Origin of the sequence: Paenibacillus sp. FSL K6-2859, from assembly GCF_038008265.1 — a bacterium.
Classification (GTDB): Bacteria; Bacillota; Bacilli; order Paenibacillales; family Paenibacillaceae; genus Paenibacillus_AQ; species Paenibacillus_AQ nitricinens.
Genome location: NZ_JBBOYU010000001.1, coordinates 3,197,550 through 3,223,636, shown reverse-complemented (window position 1 = coordinate 3,223,636; position 26,087 = coordinate 3,197,550). Strand labels below are relative to the sequence as shown.

33 protein-coding genes are annotated in these 26,087 nt (G+C 39.9%); 4 read left to right on the top strand and 29 right to left on the bottom strand.

The features are described from left to right. Positions 1-56: 56 nt before the first annotated feature. Entirely contained in the window at positions 57-653 is a 597-nt protein-coding gene (locus MHB64_RS14375; RefSeq protein ID WP_094869871.1) for a GNAT family N-acetyltransferase, read from the bottom strand. Then, entirely contained in the window at positions 650-1,330 is a 681-nt protein-coding gene (locus tag MHB64_RS14370) for an HAD family hydrolase (RefSeq protein ID WP_341134671.1), read from the bottom strand. Before MHB64_RS14370 ends, MHB64_RS14375 begins: the two co-directional genes overlap by 4 nt. A 127-nt stretch (positions 1,331-1,457) precedes the next feature. Here MHB64_RS14370 and MHB64_RS14365 point away from each other — a divergent pair, with 127 nt between their 5' ends. Further along, positions 1,458-1,952 (top strand): DUF6803 family protein, encoded by a 495-nt coding sequence (locus tag MHB64_RS14365; protein WP_341134670.1) that lies wholly within the window; start codon positions 1,458-1,460, stop codon positions 1,950-1,952. 72 nt (positions 1,953-2,024) lie between these two features. On the opposite strand, the gene MHB64_RS14360 is transcribed toward MHB64_RS14365, so the two are convergent. Beyond that, positions 2,025-3,473, bottom strand: coding sequence for an MDR family MFS transporter (locus MHB64_RS14360; protein WP_341134669.1), 1,449 nt, complete (start codon positions 3,471-3,473; stop codon positions 2,025-2,027). 152 nt (positions 3,474-3,625) lie between these two features. On the opposite strand from MHB64_RS14360, the gene MHB64_RS14355 reads away from it, so the two are divergent. Next, positions 3,626-4,174, top strand: coding sequence for a PadR family transcriptional regulator (locus tag MHB64_RS14355; RefSeq protein WP_341134668.1), 549 nt, complete (start codon positions 3,626-3,628; stop codon positions 4,172-4,174). A 59-nt stretch (positions 4,175-4,233) separates the two neighbouring features. Here the strand turns inward: MHB64_RS14355 and MHB64_RS14350 are convergent, their stop codons facing one another. From MHB64_RS14350 to msrA, 4 genes are all read right to left on the bottom strand, one after another. Beyond that, positions 4,234-5,640 carry a sensor histidine kinase gene (locus MHB64_RS14350; protein WP_341134667.1) on the bottom strand — a complete coding sequence of 469 codons (1,407 nt, stop codon included), beginning with the start codon at positions 5,638-5,640 and terminating at the stop codon, positions 4,234-4,236. Next, positions 5,637-6,344: a response regulator transcription factor gene (locus MHB64_RS14345; protein ID WP_280786090.1), complete on the bottom strand. Its 708-nt coding sequence runs from the start codon at positions 6,342-6,344 to the stop codon at positions 5,637-5,639. Before MHB64_RS14345 ends, MHB64_RS14350 begins: the two co-directional genes overlap by 4 nt. Before the next feature lie 102 nt (positions 6,345-6,446). Continuing rightward, on the bottom strand, positions 6,447-7,637 hold the full coding sequence (locus MHB64_RS14340; protein WP_341134666.1) for a cell wall-binding repeat-containing protein: 1,191 nt from the start codon (positions 7,635-7,637) through the stop codon (positions 6,447-6,449). A 180-nt stretch (positions 7,638-7,817) separates the two neighbouring features. Further along, positions 7,818-8,330: a peptide-methionine (S)-S-oxide reductase MsrA gene (gene msrA / locus MHB64_RS14335; RefSeq protein ID WP_094869864.1), complete on the bottom strand. Its 513-nt coding sequence runs from the start codon at positions 8,328-8,330 to the stop codon at positions 7,818-7,820. 163 nt (positions 8,331-8,493) lie between these two features. Here msrA and MHB64_RS14330 point away from each other — a divergent pair, with 163 nt between their 5' ends. Then, positions 8,494-9,402, top strand: a complete 909-nt coding sequence (locus tag MHB64_RS14330; protein ID WP_341134665.1) for an aldo/keto reductase — start codon at positions 8,494-8,496, stop codon at positions 9,400-9,402. Positions 9,403-9,457: 55 nt separating this feature from the next. On the opposite strand, the gene MHB64_RS14325 is transcribed toward MHB64_RS14330, so the two are convergent. The 17 genes from MHB64_RS14325 to MHB64_RS14245 form a co-directional block, all read right to left on the bottom strand. Further along, positions 9,458-10,264: a class I SAM-dependent methyltransferase gene (locus tag MHB64_RS14325; protein WP_094869862.1), complete on the bottom strand. Its 807-nt coding sequence runs from the start codon at positions 10,262-10,264 to the stop codon at positions 9,458-9,460. A 56-nt stretch (positions 10,265-10,320) separates the two neighbouring features. Then, positions 10,321-10,950 carry a class I SAM-dependent methyltransferase gene (locus MHB64_RS14320; RefSeq protein ID WP_094869861.1) on the bottom strand — a complete coding sequence of 210 codons (630 nt, stop codon included), beginning with the start codon at positions 10,948-10,950 and terminating at the stop codon, positions 10,321-10,323. 74 nt (positions 10,951-11,024) lie between these two features. Then, positions 11,025-11,423, bottom strand: a complete 399-nt coding sequence (locus MHB64_RS14315; RefSeq protein ID WP_042127470.1) for an RrF2 family transcriptional regulator — start codon at positions 11,421-11,423, stop codon at positions 11,025-11,027. 114 nt (positions 11,424-11,537) lie between these two features. Beyond that, positions 11,538-11,942 carry a hypothetical protein gene (locus tag MHB64_RS14310; protein ID WP_341134664.1) on the bottom strand — a complete coding sequence of 135 codons (405 nt, stop codon included), beginning with the start codon at positions 11,940-11,942 and terminating at the stop codon, positions 11,538-11,540. 67 nt (positions 11,943-12,009) lie between these two features. After that, positions 12,010-12,783 (bottom strand): DUF817 domain-containing protein, encoded by a 774-nt coding sequence (locus MHB64_RS14305; protein ID WP_280786087.1) that lies wholly within the window; start codon positions 12,781-12,783, stop codon positions 12,010-12,012. 67 nt (positions 12,784-12,850) lie between these two features. After that, positions 12,851-13,066 (bottom strand): helix-turn-helix domain-containing protein, encoded by a 216-nt coding sequence (locus MHB64_RS14300; protein WP_042187934.1) that lies wholly within the window; start codon positions 13,064-13,066, stop codon positions 12,851-12,853. A gap of 10 nt (positions 13,067-13,076) precedes the next feature. After that, complete coding sequence (locus MHB64_RS14295) at positions 13,077-13,550, bottom strand: DUF2975 domain-containing protein (protein WP_094869858.1); 474 nt, start codon at positions 13,548-13,550, stop codon at positions 13,077-13,079. A gap of 206 nt (positions 13,551-13,756) precedes the next feature. Continuing rightward, complete coding sequence (locus MHB64_RS14290; protein ID WP_042127458.1) at positions 13,757-13,972, bottom strand: helix-turn-helix domain-containing protein; 216 nt, start codon at positions 13,970-13,972, stop codon at positions 13,757-13,759. A gap of 10 nt (positions 13,973-13,982) precedes the next feature. Next, a complete protein-coding gene (locus MHB64_RS14285) occupies positions 13,983-14,465 on the bottom strand; it encodes a DUF2975 domain-containing protein (protein ID WP_094869857.1) in 483 nt (160 codons plus the stop codon). A gap of 227 nt (positions 14,466-14,692) precedes the next feature. Next, entirely contained in the window at positions 14,693-15,892 is a 1,200-nt protein-coding gene (locus MHB64_RS14280) for a hypothetical protein (RefSeq protein WP_094876096.1), read from the bottom strand. 24 nt (positions 15,893-15,916) lie between these two features. Next, positions 15,917-16,762: a hypothetical protein gene (locus tag MHB64_RS14275; protein WP_094869855.1), complete on the bottom strand. Its 846-nt coding sequence runs from the start codon at positions 16,760-16,762 to the stop codon at positions 15,917-15,919. Next, the gene (locus tag MHB64_RS14270) at positions 16,759-17,445 is read right to left on the bottom strand and encodes an ATP-binding cassette domain-containing protein (RefSeq protein ID WP_094869854.1); all 687 of its coding nucleotides are present in this window, start codon (positions 17,443-17,445) and stop codon (positions 16,759-16,761) included. Before MHB64_RS14270 ends, MHB64_RS14275 begins: the two co-directional genes overlap by 4 nt. Then, entirely contained in the window at positions 17,442-17,858 is a 417-nt protein-coding gene (locus MHB64_RS14265; RefSeq protein ID WP_341134663.1) for a GntR family transcriptional regulator, read from the bottom strand. The genes MHB64_RS14270 and MHB64_RS14265 overlap by 4 nt, the downstream gene beginning before the upstream one ends. 479 nt (positions 17,859-18,337) lie before the next feature. Continuing rightward, a complete protein-coding gene (gene pgsA, locus MHB64_RS14260; protein WP_341134662.1) occupies positions 18,338-18,895 on the bottom strand; it encodes a CDP-diacylglycerol--glycerol-3-phosphate 3-phosphatidyltransferase in 558 nt (185 codons plus the stop codon). Continuing rightward, complete coding sequence (locus tag MHB64_RS14255; protein WP_341134661.1) at positions 18,892-19,542, bottom strand: uridine kinase family protein; 651 nt, start codon at positions 19,540-19,542, stop codon at positions 18,892-18,894. Before MHB64_RS14255 ends, pgsA begins: the two co-directional genes overlap by 4 nt. Before the next feature lie 40 nt (positions 19,543-19,582). Beyond that, entirely contained in the window at positions 19,583-19,819 is a 237-nt protein-coding gene (locus MHB64_RS14250; protein ID WP_094869850.1) for a DUF3977 family protein, read from the bottom strand. A 152-nt stretch (positions 19,820-19,971) separates the two neighbouring features. Next, positions 19,972-20,628 carry a CatB-related O-acetyltransferase gene (locus tag MHB64_RS14245; protein WP_094869849.1) on the bottom strand — a complete coding sequence of 219 codons (657 nt, stop codon included), beginning with the start codon at positions 20,626-20,628 and terminating at the stop codon, positions 19,972-19,974. Positions 20,629-20,870: 242 nt separating this feature from the next. Between MHB64_RS14245 and MHB64_RS14240 the strand changes: the two genes are divergently transcribed. Beyond that, the gene (locus MHB64_RS14240) at positions 20,871-21,227 is read left to right on the top strand and encodes a nuclear transport factor 2 family protein (protein ID WP_341134660.1); all 357 of its coding nucleotides are present in this window, start codon (positions 20,871-20,873) and stop codon (positions 21,225-21,227) included. Between the two features lie 130 nt (positions 21,228-21,357). Here the strand turns inward: MHB64_RS14240 and MHB64_RS14235 are convergent, their stop codons facing one another. The 5 genes from MHB64_RS14235 to MHB64_RS14215 form a co-directional block, all read right to left on the bottom strand. Further along, positions 21,358-21,627, bottom strand: a complete 270-nt coding sequence (locus MHB64_RS14235) for a DUF2691 family protein (RefSeq protein WP_256989788.1) — start codon at positions 21,625-21,627, stop codon at positions 21,358-21,360. Between the two features lie 102 nt (positions 21,628-21,729). Then, positions 21,730-23,226: a malate:quinone oxidoreductase gene (locus MHB64_RS14230; protein ID WP_094869847.1), complete on the bottom strand. Its 1,497-nt coding sequence runs from the start codon at positions 23,224-23,226 to the stop codon at positions 21,730-21,732. A 246-nt stretch (positions 23,227-23,472) separates the two neighbouring features. Further along, positions 23,473-23,733: a hypothetical protein gene (locus MHB64_RS14225; RefSeq protein WP_341134659.1), complete on the bottom strand. Its 261-nt coding sequence runs from the start codon at positions 23,731-23,733 to the stop codon at positions 23,473-23,475. A gap of 203 nt (positions 23,734-23,936) precedes the next feature. After that, complete coding sequence (locus MHB64_RS14220; RefSeq protein ID WP_280786078.1) at positions 23,937-24,938, bottom strand: Gfo/Idh/MocA family protein; 1,002 nt, start codon at positions 24,936-24,938, stop codon at positions 23,937-23,939. Positions 24,939-24,968: 30 nt separating this feature from the next. Next, positions 24,969-26,057: a Gfo/Idh/MocA family protein gene (locus MHB64_RS14215; RefSeq protein WP_094869844.1), complete on the bottom strand. Its 1,089-nt coding sequence runs from the start codon at positions 26,055-26,057 to the stop codon at positions 24,969-24,971. Between the last annotated feature and the right edge of the window lie 30 nt (positions 26,058-26,087).

Sequence of the window (26,087 nt, the reverse complement as noted above, 5' to 3'; positions counted from 1 at the left end):
CTATAGAAGAAGAGTCCTTCTCAATATGAGAGGGACTCTTTGCTTCTTTTATCAAATCACGCGTACTTCTCATTTAATAAATAGTGCAGATTCTCTTTGACCGATGGCCATTCTTTATCCAAAATACTAAAGACAACATTATCATGAATCGAACCGTCAGATCTGATTCTATGTTGGCGCAGAACCCCTTCTCTTACAGCCCCTAATCGTTCTACTGCTCTTTGCGACCTCAAGTTAGTCTTCACCACTGTAAATTCTACACGTATGAGCCTTAGGTCTTCAAAGCAATAGTGAAGCAGTAATGACTTAGCCTCGGTGTTCACACTAGTTCTCCAATATTCAGGCGAGATCCAAGTACATCCGATTTCAGCATTACGATGAACTAAATCCGGATGCATGATTCGAGTGGTACCGACGATTTGTCCAGTAGCTTTATCAATGATAACGAATGGAATTTGCGATTCATTGTTTTGATTTGCGAATGCGGTTGTGATTAAATCCTGCACCTGCTCGTCCGACGTTATTTTTCGCCAGGTAAATTCCCAGATGTTTGGATTTCTTAATACTCTCGCTAGCCCTTCTACATGGCTGTCATCCATTGGAACCAGCTTGACTGTGTTGCCCTCCAAAATTGAATTACGAGGTTGGATCATTTCGCACACCGCTCTCTTAATGATATATGTTGGATGATAGCCGCAATTTCTTCTACTCGATAAGCGATATGATCTGCTCCAGCATGCTCTAGTTCTCCTTTAGGACCGTAGCCAAACGTCACACCGATAGATTCTACTCCACAACCAATAGCTCCGAAGATATCATGTTCGCGGTCTCCAATCATCACAGCTTCTTCTGGAAGAATGACATTCTGATCGAGGACGTACTGTATCACATCTTTCTTTTTAGAACGGGTGCCGTCTAGATTACTACCACCAATATGATCAAAATAATGATCTAGTTTGTAATGCTCAAGAATTTGTTCTGCAAAAACAGTAGGCTTAGAGGTAGCTACATACAACGAATATCCGTTATTCTTAAGACCTTCCAGCAATTGCGGTATACCATCAATCACCCTATTCTCATACAGTCCAACGACGCTGTAACGCTCACGGTAGAAGATAACCGCTTGACGCGCTTGTTCCTCTGAGAACTGATGTAGCTCAATAAAAGAATCGTAAAGAGGTGGGCCTATATAAGGAAGAAGCATATCTAAATGCTCGATTTGAATATCAAATTTGTTTAATGCGTATTCGACGCTTTTTGTAATCCCTTCTTTAGGGTCCGTTAATGTCCCATCCAAATCAAATAAAATACTTCGTAGTCCTCTTCCCACGCTGTCTTGCTCCCCTCGATTGTAATTAATGGATGTATTTATAATACATTCGTTTCTACATACTTTCCACATACTTCTTTAATACGATCAGTGCGAAAGTTATTTTTATATATCGGAGGAGTATTTTATGAATATGACCCATTATATGTCTTTGCTTGCAGATAATCAGCCTTGGAACTTGATTTTATTCATGGCGATCCCTGTGATTTTTGCTGAGACGATCACCATCACAGAGTTTATTATCTTGTTCACCAAAAATCTAAAGAGCTCTTTACGGACCTTTAACAAAATCTGTAGCATTCTGGCTGGGTTGTACTTCACAGGCGTATTCCTCTACTTGTTTCCTACCGCATTCATCCCTTTGACAGTGAATGGTGAGTGGCACACATGGGTTGACGTAGTAGCCGTAGGCTTCTATTTGAGCGGAGTGCTTTTCTTATTACCGCTAGCTTTGTTAGATCTTGGTCTGATCGCTCGTAAACGAACAGATGAACAGAAAATGAAGCTTCATTTTATATTCATCAGTGGATTCTTGGTTGTAGCGCATATCGCGATGATATTCGGGATGATCAATCCGGAAATTGTGGGCAGCATGGGTGGAATGGGCGACATGATGCACTAACTAAGGGTATAAAACATAAAAAAGCAGATCAAGGTTTAGCCCTTGGTCTGCTTTTCTAATGTGAAGCGAAGGTTATCCCGCACTCTGAACAGAAATCACACTACGCTTCTTGCGCAATAAAAACATAAGTGGTAATCCAAGCAACACGATGATTGAGCCGACTACGAATACATCATTCACACCCATGGTAAACGATAATAATCTTATCGTATCTGCATTACCTGCACCTGAATTGATCAATTCTTTAGAGTGCAGTATGGATCTTGTGGACAAAATAGAAGTGAACACCGCAATCCCAAGTGAGCTTAACACATTCCGAACCCAGTTGTTGATCGATGTGGCATGACCTGACCATTCGACTGGAATTTCCTCCATAGACGCTGTGCTGCTCGGGACGTTAGCTAATCCAATCCCTAAATTGCGAACGACCATCGCCCACATCACGAAGCTGTAAGAAACGTTCGTATGCAGCCGGCTCATCATGAATAAACCGATGAAAATAAATAAAATACCAGCAGAAATTAACTTCACAGGTCCGAACTTCGGATACAGCTTACCCACAATTGGGCTTAACAATGCAAGGAGGATCGAAGATGGTAATAAGATAAGCCCGGTCTTTAGTGTTGTTGCTCCTTCTACCGTCTGTAAGAACAATGGTGTTAAATAGGTTCCAGCATACATCGCTATCGTCACCAGACTATAGATACTTAGCATGGCAGTAAAGCGGCGATTTCGGAAGACACGTAAATTCAGCAACGGTACTTCCGTCTTGAGCTCGTGCAAGACAAAGTAAACTAGAAGAGCTATCCCCACAAGTATTAATAAAATAGTCTTCCATGAACCCCATCCCCAGCTGTTACCTTGGCTAAATGCGGTTAGCAATGATAAACTCCCCAGTACAACGGTAAGGAATCCGGGAATATCAAATGACTTCGGAACATTCATTCGATAGTAAGGAATTAACGTTACGGTCAGAATAATAGCAATGATCCCAATGGGAATGTTAATTAAAAATAACCAGTGCCAGCTTGCATACTGAAGTAACCATCCGCTAAATGTCGGCCCTATAGCTGGGGCAACCATCGCGGACAGCGACCACAAGCTCACGGCAAAAGGTCTGCGTTCAGCTGGAATCACTTGGAATATAATCGTCATCGTACAGGCCATAATCAGCCCGCTGCAAGAGCCTTGAAGCATCCGAAATACAATCAAAGTTGTAGGATTCCAGGCTATTGCACAGAGTAAGGAGAATATGGTGAATCCCGTCAAGGCGAATAAATAAAGTCGCTTATAGCTGAATCTGCCTCCAAGATAACCGGCAAGCGGTGCAGTTACACCCGTAGCTAGCATAAAACCTGTGACCATCCATTGCATAGTGTTCAGGCTCGAATGGAAATGATTCATTAAAAGAGGAACAGCAATGTTGATAGTTGTTGTACTTAAAACAGAGACGAAATTTCCGAAGAATATGGCAATCATTATAGGCCAAAAGAGAATTTTACTTTCTTGTTTAACGTCCACGCTAACCCTCCTATATCTTTTCATATGTCTACTTTTACATATATCAATTAACTTAAATAATGTTATAATTGTATGGATAATATGTCAATCTTGACATATCCCCAAAATTCACAATATAAACGGATTTATAATAACTGGAGGGTATCAGAGTAATGAATACACTGTCTTACGGACTTCTAGCTTTACTTACTGCTAACCCGTTGTCTGGATATGAATTAACTCAGAATATCAAACCGTTATGGCGGGCCGGACATAGTCAAATCTACCCTCTTCTAATGAGCATGGAGCAGCAGGGATATATTTCATATCAGCTTATTGAGCAATCCGATAAGCCGGATAAGAAGGAGTACTCCATTACAGAGGCAGGACTAGAGCAATTACGTAATTGGGTGGAAACCCCAGCTGAACCTCCAGTTCTACGGGACGAGCTACATTTTAAGCTGTATAGTTTATGGCTCTCCAAACCAGAGGAAGCAAAGGCCCTTCTGCAGCAACGTGCGGCGTTTTGTAAAAGCGAGCTAGAACGTTACAAGATCTTGCTGAGAGCCAACGATGTCTTACGTGATGAACGAAGGGAGACTCGTGAGTTAAAAGCTTCGACTTTTGGACGTTATTTACTCATCCGTAAACGAGTGCTTGATATGGAGAGTTCTATACAATTTTGTGAGTGGGCACTTGAAGAGCTTGAGCCAGCAAAATAGTTTAGTAGATTGCACATAAAAAGAGACTTCGCGTAAATACGCGAAGTCTTTTTCGGCTCTTACTTTTCGACGAATGGTAATCTAGGCAGCTGCACCTCGCAACGAGTTCCAATGCCAGGCTGACTTGTAATTCGAATCTTACCGCCGTGTAATTCCACAAGCTTTTTAACAATGGATAGTCCAAGTCCTGTTCCACCATATTGCCTGGATCGTGATTTCTCAACTCTGTAGAATCGTTCAAAGACATAGGGTAGTTCTACCTCAGGAATACCTATACCGGTATCTTCCACAATAAATAAAACGGAGTCCCCATCGACATCCTCATCTACATGGACAGTAATTTCACCTGCATCCGTATAGCGGATTGCATTCTCCAGAAGATTCATCATAATCTGTTCCATACGCTTTTCATCTCCACGAACCCTACACGAATCTCCATGATACGTAATATTCAGCAGAAGTCCCTTTTCTTTAGCCTTCAATTCCACTCTTCGTACCGCTTGTTCTGTCATGTACTTAAGATCTATCCAGTCCAGCGTAAGTGTGATTTTACCTTCTTCCATCTTTGCCAGTTCAAATAAATCTTCTACCAGATGCTCAAGCCGATGCGCTTCCTCGTGGATAATATCCAAATACAGATCTCGTTCCCCTTCGGTCTCATAAAGTCCATCCTTTACAACCTTGGTATACCCCTTCAAATAAGTGATGGGTGTTCGTAGTTCATGAGAAATGTTGGCTAAGAATTCCTGACGCGTATCCCTGTATCTTTGCAGATCTACAGCAAGGTCGTTAATAGCTCCTGCCAAAAACCCGATTTCATCGTTACTCCGTATGGAAAGTCTCGTTTCCAATTCACCGGCAGCAATTTTTCTAGTCGCCTTCTGCATCTTGATCAGCGGCCTGGATAACAATAAACTAATGATTCCCGTGATCCCTAGTGCCAATATAAAGGCCCCAATTCCTGCGAGCAACAGCAGATTACGGATAGAAGCCAAGGATTGCTTCATGTTCTCTGTAGAGGACATTACATATAGTGCAGACTGGATGGTTTGACCATTTGAAATTGGTTTTCCAGTGATGAAATATCTGTGTCCGGTAGGATCTGTATACTCAAAATTCACACTTTTTCCGGCAAATATCCGAGTAATATCCGAAGCATTGATGAATGAACGATCTGCGCGGTCATGAACACCCGAATGGAGAATGACACTACCGTCTTTTGAAATATTAAATATACTCACGTCCGAAAATTCTGCAAAAGCACTCATCATCTGCTCGTTTGAACTATCCGGTGATTCAGCCATTCCGATAAAATGCGAGGTTAACTCCTCAGTTTCTTTTTGCATCTCGTTATAATAAAAGCTGGTAAACATTCGGTCTATCGTTATCCCAAGAATTAGCAAAACAACTAAAAAAACAGACATAATAACTGACCCGAGCTTCAGTCCGATCATATTATTCTTCATAGATGATTACCTGGGATCTCAAATTTATAACCTAACCCCCATACCGTTTGAACAGGATTATAAGAGAGACCCGCCTTATGTAATTTCTCGCGGATATTCTTAATATGCGTGTCGATGACACGGTTCTCACCCTCATAATCGTTGCCCCATAAACGCTCCACTAGTTCTTCTCTCGTAAAGACACGGTGCGTATTTTGCGCCAAGGCCGTTAGCAGATCAAATTCCTTGAGTGTAAATTCAACCGCTGTATCCAGAATATACACCTCACGAGCATCCGGGTAAATCGCTAGCTCAGGGTAGCTCAGAACCTTTTTCTGAGGTTGTTGGGTCGATGTAAGCATTGAACGCCGTACCAAAGAATAAATTCTTGCCACTAATTCCTCTGACTCGAACGGTTTGGTGAGATAATCATCCGCTCCTATGCCGAGACCACGAACCTTGTCCTTAGTTTCCGAACGAGCTGTCAGCATTAGAACGGGGACAGAGCTTACCTCTCTAACGGTTTTACAGACTTGCCAGCCATCCATATCTGGCATCATCACATCCAGCAGGATTAGATCAAAGTTATGTTGTTTCAGCAAAGTGAGTGCCTCATGCCCCGTTGACGCTTCTCTAGTCGTTATTCCTTCTTTGGTTAAATAAATCCGAATTAAATTTCGCATATTCCATTCATCATCAACGATCAGTACCTGGAGCTTATTCAAGTCATTCACCCTCTTCATTGCCTAGTTCTAATTCTTCTTATTATACAAAATAAAAACAGAACAAGCCGACATCATTGCTAATGATGCCAGCCTGTCATACCCTTAGTGACCGGAATGGGAATTGCCGCCTGCAGCCGGAGAGATTTCCAGCATATCATCGATTTCGCTTTGGGCACTCTCTTTGATGGTATTGATGTCCCCTGTTAACCAAGCATGGTTATAAGGACCTTCTGCTGGCGAATCTTGAAATTTAGGTTGAAGGGTCATCATATATTCCATCACGGAATCTGGCAACCCGTCTTTTTCAGTAAAGATAAGCGGTGCATGTTTCCCTAAATGAGAAAAAGGTGCAGCGGCGATCGCCAGCATCGTTGAGTCGGTAGTCAACAAAGACAAATTATGGCCAGGCGTCGTTATGCCCCAGCCGAAACCGTTGCTGGCGTCCTTAAAAGTAGCAAAAGCAATGGCATTCTCATAAATGTCTTTTCCAGCTATACGGGTTACTGTGCCGAATTCCTGTAATTGCTTTTCTACTGCTGTAGATACAACTTTTTCAGGTCCTAAGATATAAATCGTAGCCGAACCTCCACGCTCTTTCAAAGCATTAACCGTAGGGCCTGGAATTTCATCTTTTGTTACATAGAGAAGCGGCTCTGGCATATGGGCGATCCAATTCACTGCAGGCAGTGTGTACTCAGGACTATCCATAGAACCTACAATGACTGCCTTTGGAAGTTCACCGGAAGCTTTTGCATAATAAGTATCAATGGCTTGTGCTATAGCTGCCGGCTCGTCTCCTTCAATTCGGTCTACTTTCAGATCCAGTGTCTTTAATTGTTCTTCGACATTGGAAGCCATGGGTCCGACGAGCACTACTTGTACACCATTATTACCTTCTGCGCCTAAAGGATTCAATCGCTTAAGCTCTGCTATCGTTGCCTCAGGAACACCCTCTTTAGTTGTAAAAAGAATAGGGCCATTATTCGGATGATGGATCAAATCCGCACTAACTGCGGCAATCTGCCAATGGCTTACATCCGTTAATACTACACTTGAAGGTCTGTTGTTCTTCGTCTGTGCAGTCCAAAGGGTTTGTGAAACAATAACTGCTGCCTCAGTAGGGTCAGAAGTATTTATACGAGTTGTGTTTTTTGTTGCGATCCACGGTTGATCCACTGACGATATAGAAGCTTTCTTATCTGATCCAGATGGGGCGTTATTGCTCGATTGACAGCCAGCTAACACTGCACTTAAAAGCAATGTAACAGCAACTATGGGTATGATTATTTTCATCCTAAACCCTCCATTTTGAATTTCTCGCTTGATTTAGAGTAGTTTAGTCTATAAATGTGTAGAAAGTATGTAGAATTTAAAATATATAAAATTTGTATATGATGCAAAAAGAGCACCTGTAAGCCACGAAAGACTTAGGATGCTCCATGCTCTTTTTCTTTAGAAATTCCGTTTCTACGATTACCAGTGTTTAGCGATAAAGGTATCCCGTCCGGATTGCTCACGATCCTCTTTATAATGCTTGGGATTCTTGTGATGATAGTCCTGATGATATTCTTCCGCCCGATAAAAGGTTGGCGCTGGAAGGATTTCCGTCACGACAGGACCTGAGAATCTGCCACTCACAGCAACCTGCTCCTTCATGGCAAGGGCTGCTAAACGTTGTTCTTCATTATAGTAAAAGATGGCTGTCCGGTATTGTGTTCCTCTATCCTGAAATTGTCCACCGTCATCCGTGGGATCAATCTGAGGCCAATATAATTCAAGCAGCTTCTCGTATGAAAAAAGCGCTGGATCAAACGTAATTTGTACCACCTCGTAATGTCCTGTTGTTCCTGTTTTGACTTCTTCGTACGTTGGGTTCTCGGTTAGTCCTCCAGCATATCCCGATACAATCCCTTGGATACCTGGTAACTCCTCGAACGGTGTAACCATGCACCAAAAGCAACCACCTGCAAACATTGCTTGTTCCATATGTTCAAGTCTCTCCCTATCCATCATCATCTAGTAAATAACATATGCTATGACGATAATGCTTCTAGGTTATAATGTCAAAGGAAATCATTCTTTTACATTCGAATTCGATGCTATAAGGCGTTATAATATAACAAACAACGGAATTAGAAAGGAACACCCTATGAATAAAAATCGCTTGGGCCAGTCAGATTTATATGTAAGTGAAGTAGGTCTCGGATGCATGTCCTTAGGTACGGATGAGGCAAAAGCCACTTCCATCGTCCATGAAGCACTTGATCAAGGCATTAACTTTTTAGATACAGCTGATCTGTATGATGAGGGTCGTAATGAAGAGATCATTGGTAAGGCGATTCGCCACCGCCGCGGTGAGGTGATATTGAGCACAAAAGTGGGTAACCGCATAATTCCAGGTCAAGAAGGCTGGAGCTGGGACCCATCGAAATCCTATATTAAATCCGCAGTCAAAGACAGCCTGAGACGCCTCCAAACGGATTATATCGATCTGTATCAGCTGCATGGCGGAACGATCGATGATCCGATGGATGAGACTATTGAAGCCTTTGAAGAACTTAAGCAAGAGGGGCTAATCCGATATTATGGGATCTCTTCTATTCGACCTAATGTGATTAGAGAATATGTAAAAAAATCAAATATAGTCAGTGTAATGAGTCAATACAGCATTTTAGATCGACGTCCTGAGGAAGAAATTCTCCCTCTGCTGGCCGAGCATGGGATCAGTCTTATTGCCCGGGGTCCTTTGGCGGGTGGCATCCTTTCGGAGAATGGCCGCAGCAAGGCAGTGAAGAAGTACTTAGATTACAGTAGTGAGGAGCTTCTGAAGTTGCATAATCAGCTTGTGCAGGAAACGAGTCACTCACGCCCCCTAGCACAAACGGCGCTTCATTATCCGCTTGGTCATCCGTCTGTGGCGGTTATTATCCCTGGAGCGAGTAGTATGGAGCAGTTGAAGAATAATGTAACGGCTGCTAAGTCAGCCCCACTGTCTTCAGAGGAAATCGAAATGATCCGCGGGTTGAGTAAAGCGAACCGCTACACACTACATCTGTAAGGTAATCAGTCATTTATAAAATTTAGAGCGCCAGTTAAGAAACTGACGCTCTTTTTTATTTTCTTTTACCGATGTATAACAAGTGTGATGAGATGCCCAAGATTGAAGGATCATTTGCTTTGGATATGAGAAAGTTAATCAAGCTCTCTTCCCCCTCTTGGTGAGTCCAATACTGTTGCTGCTCTGCAGATAACATGGCTGCAATGCTTGATGAACCAATTAAATCTATCGACTCAAATCCATTCCTTTCCATGAAAGGCTGAATCTCATCAATGTTAAAATAATAAGCACCTGTAAACCGGCCCTTGTCACTATGATTAAAGATTCCACTCTCATAGAATTCATTGATGGTGTTCATATTATCGTTCGGTTTCCATTGCTGCGGGGATTGTAACGAATTAATGGTCATTCTCATTCGACTTTGAAAAGCCACAAATACTAAGCCATCTTGCTTGGTCACGCGATGCAACTCTTTTACTGCTAAAATTCGTTCCTCTTCCTTCTGCAAATGATACAAAGGACCAAGCATCAATGAAACATCATAATTCTCATTAGGTATTCCTTCTAAATCTATAGCATTTAAGTTATAAAACCCGTCAAATTGCTCAGTTAATTCTAGTTCAGCTGCCTTTTTCGTTGCTACTTCAACTAATTTAGGTGTGATATCTGAAAGGGTTACTGTATATCCGAGCTTAGCCAGTTCCATCGCGTATTTACCGGGTCCTGCGCCATTATCCAGCACCTTCCCAGCTGATGGCATATATTTCTTGATATAATGGAGATTAATTATGAACTCTAAGGGTTCTCTATCCAGCCTGCCCCACTCGTCAAAGCTAGAGTAATAATCAATAATATTGCTCATCTACATAACACCTGCTTTCTTTTGAGATATATTATCTTCGATACGTCCAAATTTTTCTATAGTTCTTTCTTACATTTTATCATTAAAAAGTTTATCGACGGTTTATTGATCATGTCCTTGTGGGGCTCGTCAATTTCAGAGAACTCAACTAGTCCATAGGTTTCAAACTCTTGTGTAATGGATTCAGCCTCATAAAAAAATATTTTTACGCCATAATCTGTCTCGTAATAATTTTTATCCAATAGAGTACCTTTTCCAAACATAGGCGCTTTTTTCGAAACTGTTGTAAAAATCATATAACCACCTGGCTTTAACTGGTTGTAGCAATCCTTAATGAACTTTTCTCTTTCATTTTTATTCAACAAATGAATAAGGCCATGGCAAAATATTCCTTCATAGAGGTTATTATCATAAGGCATGTCATTCACTGAACCATGAAAAATGCTAATATCAAGTCCATTTTCTCTCGCCAAATCAATCGCTGTTTGAGAAATCTCAATACCCGTTACATTTATCCCACTCTCAATAAAAACCTTTGCATTTCTGCCATATCCAATCCCTGGTACCAATATGTCTTTAACATTCCTCTCAAGGAAAAAGTCCTTAGTGGCGATCGCAGAGTCTGTAGGTTCAAATCCCCACATTGTTTGTTTTTCTATAAAGCTTGATTCCCAGAATTCCGTCATATTTCAATCCCCTTTATATTAAAGTCATTACGGATTTATATTATCTTTAATTGTTTCCAAAAAAGAACGGATCTTTACTCCGTCTTCATTGTTTTCGCCAAATCTGCAATTTTCTTGTTCTCCAAGTACTGCTCCATCTGTCTTTCAGCGTCAATCACAACCTGTTGAATCAAGCACTCGCTACCGTGATCCAAGCTACATTCGAACAAAGATGCAGTCCCTTCGATCGCATGGATAATATCCAGAAAAGAGATCTCTTCGGACTTCCGTCGGAGACGATACCCACCGTTTGCACCGGGTGCAGATTGAATCAATCCAGCCTTGACTAGCTTGGTCATCATTTTGGACAGATAGGTTTGCGAAACACCCAGCTTCTCAGCAAGTAATTGAACGCCTACAGGCTTATCGGACGCCGCCGTCACCAGATAAAGCATTGCATGAAGCGCATAGTCTGTCGCTTGGGAATATTTCATTCAGCACCTCCATTAACGACTTTGAAAATCCATAATAACTCTAATCGTTAAAAAAGACAAGCATATCAACGTGCACCATCGGCTTTTTAAGCTGCATTTGAAAGATATTCAAATCTATTTCATTTCCTTTACAACTGGTTCCGATGTTGAAATAACATCAATGACATGGTCAATACAACAGATCCCATAGTGCTTATATGGTTTTGGAAAATCCTTTGATGCGAATATTCTATTAGAAATAAAATCAAGATACCTTGATTTCTTATAAATCCTAAATGTATTTCCGTCAAATTCCTCGTAATCATCCCAAGAAGTAAAGAATTCATTTTTAATCGAATATGCAATATAGGAGTGAAAATCAACTTGTATTATGGGAGAGTTTTTCTCACCATCCATAAGTGGCTCAGCTATATCACTAACTTTACTTTTACAAAAAGATAACCTTAGTTGATTTACCTCTGGCTCTATTAGACCAAAGAAAAATACATCCTGCAATTCTTTCAAATCTGTATATTCCATCTCATCTCCTCCTCAACACTAATTTGTTCTTACTCCATGTACTACTATTTCCTTTGAAGCCAATACTTTACTCTTTCGCTTTACGGTTAGCTTTAACATGTTTAAGCTGAGCAACTATAATGACACTAATAATGACCAGAAGGAACCATGAACTGATCTTACTAACACTAACCACATGCCATACCTGATTCTGATCAGGATATTTCCAAGCATTAAAGAATGTAGCGATATTCTCAGCTAACCAGATAAAGAAACCTACTAAGAAAAAAGCCAGTGTCAAGGGCATCCGATAAGTAGTGTTTCGTACCCGATAAATGATCCAAGTTTTCCAAAAAACAATGAGTACAAGCCCCTTTAGCCACCAGCGAAAATCAGGAATGAAGTGATGCGTGAAAAAGTTAAGATAGATAGCTGCTCCGAGCGATCCCGCAGCAGCAAGTCCCGGCCAACCCGTCATATCCATTTTCAGTCTACGCCAAATTTGACACATATAGCTCGCGACGCTCGCATACATAAACCCGCTATACAGTGGCACTCCAAACACCTTGGTTAGCCCGGGTTCAGGGTATGACCATGACCCCATTCTTATCTTATAAATTTCCAGAAGCAAACCTATAATGTGAAATACACAGATGACTTTAATTTCATCTAGCGTCTCTAATCCAGTACGGTACATAAGATATTGAACGATAAGCAATATAATAAGAATGGCATCATATCGGTATATGTAAGGCAGATCTATTAAGTTAGAAAGAGCTAAAGTCCCAAAGATCGCAATAGGAAATATGCAACTCATCGCCTGATGATAGCCAAAATGCAAAAGCTGCGTTATTGATTTCAAATGATTCTCTCTCCTTTCTAGGCAATGCTGATCTTTTTAATCTGCGGAGTCGATTACTCATTACGATTTAAGCATCTTCGTCCATTAGGTATTCTAAAATATCTCCAGGCTGACATTCTAAAGCTTTACAAATCGCATCAAACGTCGATAAACGAATCGCTTTTGCTTTTCCATTTTTCAATATAGAAAGATTGGCCATTGTTATTCCAACCCTTTCTGTAAGCTCTGTAACGCTCATTTTTCTTTTAGCTAACATCACGTCAATATTCACAATAATCGCCATTATCTTCACCTCAGACTGTTAAGTCATTTTCTGATTTTATTTCTATGGCATTTTTCAAGAGCTTTTGAAGAACAGCAGCAAAGACCGCAATCACAATTGGAGCACAAGTCATGACAAGTCCGAGTACAATTAGACCTGGTGCATCAGCTTCCTGTGCCATTTCGTAAATAAGTGGCATACCCGCCGCATATAGGATACTGATGATGATTGCACAGTAAATTATATTTTTTAAAGCCTTAATAGATAGTTCAGAGAACGCTTTGTTCTTGTCAATGTAGCTTAAAAGTCTTAATGCCTGATATAAAGCTACGAAATAGGCTATCACCGTTACATAAACTCCTATAAGAAGGGGATAAACTAAATATACGGGATATTCTCCAGCTGCCTTGTTAGGAATCGTAGGTAACCAAAAAATACACAAAGCAAGAACCGGGAGTCCAATAAGAATTACAACTATCTTCAAAAAGAGTGTTTCTCGTTTCATAAACTGCACCTCACAAAGTTAATAATCTGGATTCAATTTAGCACATAATATATCGTTTTACAATATATTTTGATTGTATTACAATTATTTTTTATCTTTATTATATCACCCCCTTTTATTTCCCACCTCCAATCATTGCACATCAAAAAGGCCCCCTCCTCATAAAGATTGAGAAAAGAGCCCTGCCTCTACCGTTCATTTATTTCTTAAGTCTCCTCGTCACTTTTGTATTCTAAAATATCGCCAGGCTGACAATCCAAAGCCTTGCAGATCGCCTCTAATGTTGATAATCGAACCGCTTTCGCCTTTCCATTTTTCAATATAGACAGGTTAGCCATTGTTATTCCAACCCGCTCCGAAAGCTCGGTCACGCTCATTTTTCTTTTAGCCAGCATCACGTCAATATTAATAATAATCGCCATTGTTTTCTCCTCAGACTGTTAAGTCATTTTCTGATTTTATATCAATAGCTTCCTTCAAAAGCTTTTGGAGCACTGCAGCAAACACTGCAATCACCATGGAAGCAAAAATCACAACCATCCCAATGACAAAGAACCCCGGGGTATCATCTCTCTCCGCGACGAGATAGAAAAGCGGCAATCCTACTACATAAATTCCACTGATTGAGATTGCACAGTTCCTGATGTTTTTTAAAACCTTTACAGATAATTCTGAGAAAGCGTTGTTATTGTCAATATACCCTAACAGTTTGATCGCTTGATACAATGCAAAATAAAAAGGTATCGCCGATGCATACAAAACAATATACAAGAGATATTTAATATAGGTTTGATCGGGATATAATTCTGCCGCATAATTCGAAATCGCAGGCACAAAAATTATACACAAGGCAAGAACTGGAAGCCCAATAAGAACAACAGCGATCCTTAAAAAAAGCGTTGATCCAAGTTTCATAAAACACACCTCACAAAGTTATTTTCAAAATTGAATCTAACATATAGTTTATCGTTTTACAATATATTTTAATCGAAATATAGTGTTTAATGACTGTTTTATATTTCACGACTAAAAGGCCGAGGAAAATGACTATTAGAAGTCATTAGCTCGGCCTTTGTCCTTTTTATATCTCTTTTTGTTTCTTTATGTCTCTTTATATCTAATTTTCTATTCTAAAAATTATGCTAGAACTGACCGAGATCGATAAAATTCAAATCCATGTTAGCTTCATCTTCAGCCTGATTTGCGGCCTCTGTTGATATTGCTTTTCCTTCGTACTCAAGGTTACCGCTTGTCAAATTAAATACATATAGACGATTACCTTTGAAATTCTTATAACCCATAATATAGAGATGGTCTTGTTTAAAAGCATAGGTAATGTTTTCACTTAAATCTATATTTGTATTCTTCAGAGTAGTCTCATATTCTTTACTCACAAGATCGTAAGAAATAACTGTGAATCCTATATTTTCCTTACTCGATACAGCTTTTTGCAGGAAATAAATTTTCTGTCCATAGGCATTCATAATATTATTCAATAACATTTCATGCCCTTGGAATGCGAGCGGCGAGATTTGTCCTGTCTTAACATCCACTTGATATACCTTTCTATGATTATCTCTACTAATCCTTAAAATCCATTGCTCAGTGTGCTCCAGATTTTGATTGGCTAACCATGCGTATTGAGTATCCCCGTCTGCTGCTACAGATTTACCGCCTGGTAACGCGAGCGGCTCATTCTTAATCTCTTTTGTTGTTAGATTGACACGGAGGATCTGCGGTTCAGATACATAGCCTTTGGCACTGTGATTCATAAACACCATAGCAACAAGCTGCTGATCAACAAGCTGTACATTTTGAACATAAATATCTGAAACATCATAATCTACATTGATATCGGATGTGATTTCAAACGTATTGTTCTTCTGCTTGTTGAGTACAGAAATACTAAGCTTTGCATTTCTCTTCGCTGATGAATCATTTGATCGCTTCGTATCTACTGTCGCATTAACATAAGCAAGCATTTCCTCATTCTCATAGAAACCAGATGTGTTTGTCTTACCGCGCATGAACTGACGATGCACTTCAATCCACTGATCCATTTGCGTTTTCATTGGTCTTTGATTTAAGCTTTGGCTTGTCGCAGACTTTTCATCTGGATAATCTGTACCTTTTGTAGTGATATAAGCTCGTTTGATACCAAAAACATTATCCTTACTCATGTAATTTCCGTATACTGCTATACCTTCAACGAGGGAAGCATCCCCTTGAACCGTCGTCAGCTTATAAATAGGTGGTGTCTCTTGTGAAGCCTGTACATAATACGTCCCGATTGTAACAACCGTGAACACTACAAGAACAGCGGTAAGCATATATTTTCTCATTCCTTAACCTCCATACCCCTTCTATTATACCGATATTTTCTTACGCAATAGATACAAGCTGTACCAAAGCGAACCTCCAACAATGATCACTATTAGTCCGAGACAAACGCCTATAATTTCTCTTGGATAGAAGTAGCTATCGTATCTGCTATAACCCATGCGATAGGGTATTGAGGCCAATCCAGCCAGAATCGCTAAGTATAGTACGATAAAGCCCATCCCTTTCAGTCTGTAGCTTCGCTCCATTAGAATCGCTGTGAACAAGACGATCAAGCCCGTAATGCCCAGTCCATAGTATAGTAAAAACTCAGAAAAGTAGGGCGGAACCAGAACTTTAAGTACAGTAGGATACTTCAAATAATCAAATATCGAGATGTTCCGATATAATTCAGCAGGAAGGATCGACTGTGCTATCAAACGCTCCAGTGGAACAAGGATAATTTGCAGGGCGACAAGTCCAAATGCGAATAGCAAGATCGTAACCAGTTTGGCAAAATATAAATTCGCCCGATTGGATGGCAACGTGAGCAGACGATATACTACCGTATTTTTACCTCTCCAGTCACGGTACCAGATGAAGCAGCTATATATTAGCAACACTGTTATGCTCAAAAATATGGGTCCGAAATATAGCAATCCATTATAGCGAGCATACATCATACTGTTTAGCTGAATATATCCTTTCACATTGTGATATTGCTCAAGCGTCCATTGATTCACTCTTATTGTTTCATTGGCAGAATCAAGCCAATGATTAGCACCAATGGTGACGGCTACAAGTTGCAAGGCGACTGTCAGCACCATGAGTCCAATATATATTTTGGCAAATCGGTTCATTTCAAAATTCAATAGCTTCACAAAAGCTCTCATTTCATGTACACCTCTCTCATTACGTCCGTAATGGACTTACCTTCCTGCTCGCGAACTTCTTCACAGTAGAATTCACGTTCTACCTTCCCATACTGTAGTAAGACTACTTTATCAATTAAATGCTCAATATCGTTAATTTCATGAGTTGTGATAATCACACCACGATTCTCTATCAATTCGCTCGTGAATACATCAGTTATTTGCTCGCGGCTGAACATATCAATCCCCGAGAACGGTTCGTCCATTAGGATGTAATCACATTCCAAGGCAAGTCCGAGCAACAAATTTAACTTCGCAGCCATCCCCTTAGACAATGAGGATACGCGATCTGAAGAGCTCAGTTGGAAGAACTTAAGCATTTCCTCTGCACGTTCAGCGTTCCAATTCCGATAAAAGTCAGCCATAAAGCTCAAGCAATCAGCAATTCGCATATTGGAGGGCATCGTTAACGAATCTGGAATGAAGGTGATTTTCTCATACATCGCAGGTGTTAGTGACGCATTATCGATTAAGACTTCACCTTTGTATGGTGTCAGTCCCATGATGGACTTCAGCACCGTTGACTTCCCGGCACCATTGATTCCGATCAGGCAGGTAATCTCTCCCTTGGCAGCTGTGAAGCTAACGCCATTTAGGACCTTCTTGAATCCATAATTCTTCACCATCTGATTCACTTGGATCATCTTGTGTCACCACCCTCTGGAGATAACTTTCGCTCCGATGTATATTTTGTCTTTATGATCTCTACTAGTTCTTCAACTGGAATTTGAATATTCTGAATGGAACCGATGAATATATCCACTGCACTTTCGATTAATTCAGCACGAATCGAGCTTAGGATCTTCTGATCCTGTGTAATTCGGCTCGGGGAATTTCCTTCTGTTACGATCAAACCCTGTTCCTCCATTTCCTTATACGCCTTCTGCGCCGTGTTCGCATTAATCTTCATTACGGATGCCAGTTCACGCCGTGAAGGAATCTTATCTCCTGCTCCGATTTGCCCTGTAGCAATCTGTTCTTTAAAGTAACGGACAACTTGAATATATACCGGCTCTCGAATATTAAAGCTGACACCTGATTTTTGTTCTTTTGTCATACAACCAACTCCATATACTAAGTGTGTGTACTAAGTGGTTCATACATCTTATTTATGTACTATACGTGTAATACACTTTTCTGTCAATCGTTCAGATTTGAGCATAGGCTTCTAAGATTATCGTTCTTAGCCATTGTATTTTGTGCAACAGAACTTATTTAAATCGAGCTGAATGATACTTCTGTTGTATTTTGTACAATCGATCCAATGAAAATTGCCCATTATAGCACATTTCCCGTAGTTTGATTGCACAAAGTACAGTAGATGGTAGTTAATGAGCGAGAATAGTGATTTCTATTGTACAATCTGCAATGGGAACGTAAAGTTGAGTTGTATCCACTAGTTTAAGTATTGATAATTCCATAAACCGCAAAAAAAGCTGCCGTGTGGCAGCTTTTTGCTTAAAAAGCATAGCATCTCAGAAAAGATATCGAGGGTAATAAACAATTATAATTAAACATGCGGGTGATGGCGGACTTTTATCCCCATCTCTCTAATTTTAAAGAACGATAGTTATTTTTTATGTAGTTAAAGCCAGAATAGACAGTTATGATTAATGTAATATAGATTAGGATTTGATCGATAGGTATATTCGTAATAAAAGCGAATGGATGATTGTTTAACATAACAGCTGTAATTGCAATCACTTGAGACACCATTTTAATTTTTCCGTATCGATCAGCTTGCAACACTATTTTCTGAGAGACAGCGACAAGCCTAATCCCTGTAATGATCACTTCCCTTGCTACAATAACTAAAGCAACCCATGCGTATAACATCTGCTGACTTACTAGTAGGATCAACGCTGCAGATATGAGTAACTTATCCGCTAATGGATCAAGTAACTTCCCAAGGTTCGTAACCTGATTATACTTCCTAGCAATATACCCATCTAGTTTGTCAGTAGCTGATGCGAGTAAAAAAACAATAGCTGCATAATAAATCCCCTCTGGCCAATCAGGGTATTTTGTGAAAAGCACTATAAAGATAGGGATTAATAATATTCTGGCGATTGTTACTTTATTTGCAAGATTCATAATTCCCTCCTGAATTCATTTTCAAGAATATAGCCTTCTTTGGAATTTTTTATAACGATATCAAAGTTTCGATGAAAAGGATGCATGAATAACTCATATTGAATTCTACGGTCTTCATGAGATTTTCTTAAATATTTGATGTCTGTTCCTCTTTCAGAGACATCACGTATACTCCTTCTCATCAATTCAGTGTCTCCATCCGTATATAAGTAAACCTTCAGATAAAATAAATTCGGTTCTGCAAAAGCAACGCTCATACCCTCTACAATATTCACTCTGTTTTGTGAAGCTATCATTGTACTCTTTACATAATTCGTATCTATTGTATAAAAATCTAAACCATCACGCATCATTCGGATGTCTCTCTCTAGAGCAAAAATATTATGAGCAGAAGGATGACAAGCTGTCATTTTATTACTATGACGTTCATTGTTATATTCATAATCGATTATAGTGTACTTTCTAAGATGAGAGCCGATAATATAGGGATCAGTATTCATATAATTCACATTCTCATGACCCAGAAGCTTTAAAAGATTATGGGCAAATGTTGTCTTTCCAGATGCACCATGACCCGAAATCCCAATAGTAACTCTTTTTTCCTCACTGCTTATCAAAATGGCTATTTCATTTAATATTTTATCCATAGTTTCCTCCATCTTGTCCTTATATGTATGCTCTTCTATTCTAGAGGCTTGTTATACCAAAAATAATCTTAAACGCGTTATAACTTTTCTTACTTTTTTTAAAACCTTCCTTTAAGTCTAAGATTACTACAGTTTTGCCAATCCAAATCCTGAGATATAACGAACGGAACCTTACCGGTTTCACAATTCCTTTTTCTTCAAATTCACTTCCATCCTCTAACTCCGTTTCAGTTCTAATAAACCATGTATTGCCGAGACCAAATTCAATATATTTCAGAATCTATCTCCCCCCATGAAAGAGTAGGCCTTACGCCCATTCATATTATCATACTAATTAGGATTAATATGGTAAATAACAATATTATCAAACTACCTTATCTGATAAAAGAACAGGCTGCCGAATAATTGTGGCAGCCTGTTGTGATTGTGTTATGATGTTATTTCCCTTAGATAAAACTCATATAATTGATCAATCGATGAACTTGAAAAGATAGATGTAGCTTGTTCGATTTTCTCACGTTTCCAATCGAACCAACGCATTTCCTTTAACTTTTCGATTTCACGATCTGCAAATCGTTTCCTAATCTCTTTAGCAGGGTTGCCACCAACTATTGTATATGGTGCAACATCTTTTACAACAACCGAACCTGCCGCAACAATAGCACCTTCACCTATTTTCACACCTGGCATAATCATTGCATTCATCCCAATCCAAGCATCACTTTCTATGATCGTATCCCCTTTGGGTTCATAAGAGGTTTCAATCTGGTCTAAAAAGGGATACACGGTAATCCATTCAGGATGATGATTGTGATTTCCACCCATTAAAATAATTACACCACTTGCAATACAAACATAATTTCCTATAATCAATTTATCTAAATGCCACCCAAAATCTTCGATCGGGTTAAATAACTTTCTTGACGGTTCATCTCCCCAAAGATATCTGACGCACCCGTCTTCAAAAGGATGACTATCGTAATAACCAGAGTAATACGAGTAATCCCCTACCTCAATCATTGGGTTGGTGACAATATCCTTCAAATACTTCGTTTCTGACCAGTGGTTAAACAATTGCTGTTTCATTCTTTCCCCTCGCTTCTAAGTAATTTATAGCATTTATACTTAGAAGCTTGATACAGTAGCGACATTCTTAAACCGTTTCAAACGACGAACCATCGTCCTCATCCTTTTCCTAATTGATGGGGCCATTGTAACAAACGAATGATTTGTTCGTCAAATCCCCTTATAGGATTCTTTAAAATTGTAATATGACATAAAGTAGTCTAGTTATAAATGCTAGGATATTAAAGAAAGGGGGTAACACAATGTTAAAACAACTACCACAACCTGTTGAAATTTATATGGATTCGTTAAACACTAATGATAATGTGGTCATGGATGTTTGCATGGCAAAAGATGCACACATTCATGATATCGGTGAAAATAATCATTTTCATGGAATTGAGGCTATTAAAGAATGGCGTGGAAAATCTAACGATGAGTTTAAGCTGAAGTCTGAAGTTATAGACGTTGAAAATAAATACGGGATAATAATTGTGACTTCATTAACCAGCGGAATCTTCCCGGGAAGTCCTCAACTGTTTTATTATTTCTTTACTATCGCCGATGACCTAATCACTAATATTGAAATTGTCCCTGGAGCAGAAAACGTTAATCAGTAAGTTCCTTATCCAATCTTCAGATAAAACAAGTTCAACATTTGGATATAACAAAAAGCCCCAGCGAGTGTTGGGGCTTTTTGTTGCTTCCAGATTTATTAACTTCATACGATCTAACAGAACTTTTATTTTTCTACCATACTGACAATCTTGTTCTGAAGTCATTTTCATTCGTAATGTACTGAACATCTTCATATCCATTTGCAATCGCATTATGGTACAGCGCTTCAAGCTTTCCTTGGTCTTTACAATAAACTGTAGCATATTCACAATCAACGACTAAAAGTACAAGCTGACAATCACTATTTAAGAACTCCTCATAGGTCTGAACATCAGTTACGTCCTTCTCTTGCGGAAAAGCCTTGAAGTTCGCAAAGATGATATAGTATTCGTTATTCTCCAAAAGTTCTTTCAGAACTCAACAAAAAACCTATGAATTAAATCCATAGGCTTTCTCGAAGAAAATCTCTGTCAATTATCAGACTTTCGAGCGATTGATCATTTTTTAACTATTCACTCGCTCTTTTCCACCTAGACCCAAAGTAGTTGCCGTTAATGTGTGCACTTCATGCAAAAGCTCTGGATTGTCCAGTAGTGACAGGCCATAAGAAGGAATCATTTCTTTTATTTTCGGTTCCCACTCTTTTATATGCTGAGGGAAACATTTATTAAGTACTTCAAGCATCACGTGAACAGCCGTAGAAGCACCTGGGGAAGCCCCAAGCAATGCTGCAATCGAACCATCTGCGGCGCTAATAACCTCTGTACCGAATTGAAGAATACCTTTGCCGTCCTCTGTATCTTTGATTACCTGCACGCGTTGGCCTGCTACGACTAGATCCCAATCCTCTATTTTGGCATTCGGGATAAACTCTCGTAATTCCTCCATGCGTTTTTCCTTCGATAACAACACTTGCTCGATTAGGTATTTGGTCAAAGACATGTTTTTTGCACCTGCAGACAACATCGTTAGGAGATTATCCGGTTTTACGGAAGTGATCAAATCAAACATTGAACCGGTTTTTAAAAATTTTGGTGAGAAACCAGCAAACGGTCCAAATAGCAACGATTTTTTGTTGTCAATAAATCTAGTGTCCAGATGCGGAACAGACATTGGAGGTGCTCCAACCTTAGCTTTACCGTATACTTTTGCATGATGCTGGGCTATAACTTCTGGTTTATTACACACCATAAATATTCCACTTACCGGGAATCCACCAATATGCTTCCCTTCAGGAATACCTGATTTTTGCAGGATATGCAAGCTTCCTCCCCCGCCACCAACAAAGACAAATTTTGCAGTATGATGTTCAATAGTACCGCTGTCGTTCTTCACTCTCAAGTCCCATGACCCATCGCTTGTACGTTTGATTCCATCCACACAATGTTTATAATGGAGTTCTACATTTTTACTCTTTAAGTGATCAAATAATATACGCGTTAAAGCACCAAAGTTAACATCTGTGCCAGAGTCTATTTTTGTTGCTGCTATAGGTTCATTCGATGGACGATTTTGTATAATAAGCGGTATCCATTCCATTAATTTGCTAGAGTCATCGGAAAATTCCATACCTTGAAACAATGGATTTTTTGAGAGCGCTTCAAATCTTCTCTTCAAAAAAGCTACATTCTTCTCCCCTAGTACCAAACTCATATGGGGCAAGGGCATAATAAAGTCCTGCGGATTATGTATCAGCTTACGATTTACCAAATAAGACCAAAATTGCATTGAAAGTTGAAACTGTTCATTAATTTGGATGGCTTTACTTATATCCACAGTTCCGTCGGATTTTTCGACAGTGTAGTTAAGCTCGCAGAGCGCCGCATGTCCAGTTCCTGCGTTATTCCATTCATTAGAGCTTTCCTCACCTGCATTTTCGAGCTTTTCAAACACTTTAATCTTCCAATCCGGCACTAATTCTTTTAAAAGTGTTCCTAAAGTCGCACTCATGATCCCAGCACCAATTAAAATGACGTCTGTTTCAGTTGCACTTTTGCCCATTATTACCATCCTTATCCCCTGAATTTTGCAGAAAGGATGTGGGCGCTCCTTCTTAGGCGTCACACCTTTTCTGTCTCAATTATACCCTTATCCGAGTGTATTACAATTATTTATAAATTTAATATCTACTATTATATGAAAAAAATAAATTATTTAAAAGCTTGCAAAAAAGAGAGAAATAAGTCCTCTACGGTAAGAAACTTAAGCTACAGCCATAAACCCGCTTCATGCAAGGATTAATAACACCTAAGCATTATTAATAAAATAAATAAACATGCTGCCCGCCGCAGCAAGATCAACGATTGCCCATAAGAAGCTTTTTCGAATTAACATGAGTAAAGCCGCAATTAAGCTAACGAAACAAGCAATGAGCATAATAAAAAAGGTGGTGAATAATCCGCCAGAAAGAAACATCAGTACGTATAATATGACAAAGGTAAAAACAATAGTCTGCACAATGGAAATTAGCTTGGTGTTCGTTCTAATGTTCTGTAATATTTCCTCCATATTGTATGCGCCCTCCAGATATCTTGCTGTATATAACCTATACTTACTTTAGATTATTCCACTAAGGAGAATTAATCAAATCTATCCTCGGCAAGTCGTAGTCTTCTTAGTGTTTAACCCAATGCGGGAAGTCCCTAAACACGAAAAAGCTGCTTCATTTGTAGATAAATCTACATATGAACAGCCTTCGCTATATTTATGACTTATTTGTTCCTCTGCGATGAGCTATAAATATGCTTCACCAGTTCCAGCGCTTTTATCCCCTCAGGACCATCCAGCCAAAACTTTGATCCACTGAAAATGTGGTCATAGAAGTCCTCGATTAGTCTCTTATGCCCAGTCCCCCAATACGATTTGCCTTCCGTAGGACTGAATATAGGCTCACAAACCAAGGTTTCCTTCCCATCTTTCCAAAGATACAAATGCTCTCGACGGAGGTTAAGAGTCCCCTCTTCAAAAACTAGCTCCAACTCCACGGGAGTGTTCTCGAGATAAGTATTTGTGCCATAAAATAGCCCGCGAACATTATTGGCGAAGTCAATACAAGCATGGGCAGTATCTTCTACTTCAATGACGCCATCCAGCACATCTGTGGTAATACTGCCTTTCACGGATTTAATTTCACCCCCATACCACTGAAGTAAATCCAAGGTATGAATGGTCTGATTAATTAGAACACCTCCGCCTTCCGTGGACCATCGTCCCCTCCAATTGCTATCTTTGTAGTAACTTTCATTTCGATGCCAGGTTACGACACCTTTCATACAAAGCAGTTTCCCTAATGCGCCAGAATCAATCGTCTTTTTCATATAAATGGAAGCATCATTATAACGGTTCTGGAACACCACACCAAGCTGGCCGGAGCTCTCTTCCGCTGCTTCCAGCATACGCTTGGCTGAAGGAAGATCGACGGCGATTGGCTTTTCTGTTAACACATGCTTCCCTGCACGTAATAGCTCTACAGCCATTTCTGCATGCAGATAATGAGGTGTACAGAGATGTACAACATCAATACGATTATCATTTAGTATTTCTCTATAATCATCTGTGGCATCGCAGGCATATTCTTTTCCTGCTCGTGTAGCTTTATCAGCATCAATATCTACAACTGTAAGTAGGTTCACCTCTTTTATAGCTGATATTACTTTAGCATGGAGAGGAGATATCGCCCCGCAGCCAATAATCGCTACTCCAAGTTTGTTCACCTCTACCACCTCCATTCATTATTCCATTCGCTATTTAAGTTGATTAGGGGTTAGATTCATCGCCTGGGCTTGAGCCTTCAAACATAGTTCAGCAGCTTTGAAGACATGTGCTTGAGTCATGGCCAGCTCCGTCCGGTTCAGACAATCGAGGATAAGCTCACCAAAGAACGGAAATCCAACCTTTCCAGCTACATGCTCGTAATGCTCCCCTTCCCCGTTTACCCAGTACACATGATCCGGTGTATTTGAACGACCAATATCAGTATATTTGCGCAGTTCAATGTAGCCTTCCGTTCCCATAATCATGGTGCGCCCATCTCCCCAGGTTCCGAGCCCGTCAGGCGTAAACCAATCTACACGGAAGTATTGGGTTGAACCATTGTCCCCAACAAGCGTAACATCACCAAAATCCTCCAATTCAGGGTAGGATGGATGATTATAATTTGCTACCTTACTGTGAACAACTGTAGCATCCTGACACTCTGTATAATACAAAAATTGTTCTATTTGATGACTGCCGATATCACACAGGATGCCGCCATATTTCTCCCGCTCAAAGAACCATTCCGGCCGACTAGAAGCATTTAATCGATGCGGACCTAATCCAATGACTTGAAGAACACGACCAATAGCCCCTTGACGGATCAACCGGCCTGCATAGATTGCGCTTTCAACATGAAGACGCTCACTATAGTAAACCATGTACTTCCGATTGGTTGCTGCGACCAAAGCTCTAGCAGCATCCAGCTGTTCTAGTGTTGTAAAAGGGGTTTTATCCGTAAAATAATCCTTTCCATGAACCATAACCTTATTTCCTAAGGGGCCTCGTTCTGAAGGAATAGCTGCCGCTGCAACTAAGCGAACCTCTGGATCTTCCAATATATCATCCATAGTCTCAGCAGCCCTAACTCCAGGATATTTGGCTATGAATGCTCTAACTTTCTCTTCATCCGGATCATATACCCATTTCAGCTCAGCACCCGCCTCAACGAGACCATTACACATCCCATAAATATGACCGTGATCTAGGGCAATAGCTGCGATGATGAATTCACCCGGCTTCACTACGGGTTTAGCTTCATATGTGGGTGCATAGGTCATCCCATCTATTCTATTCATCAGAATCCTCCTAATGGCGTTTTATCGATT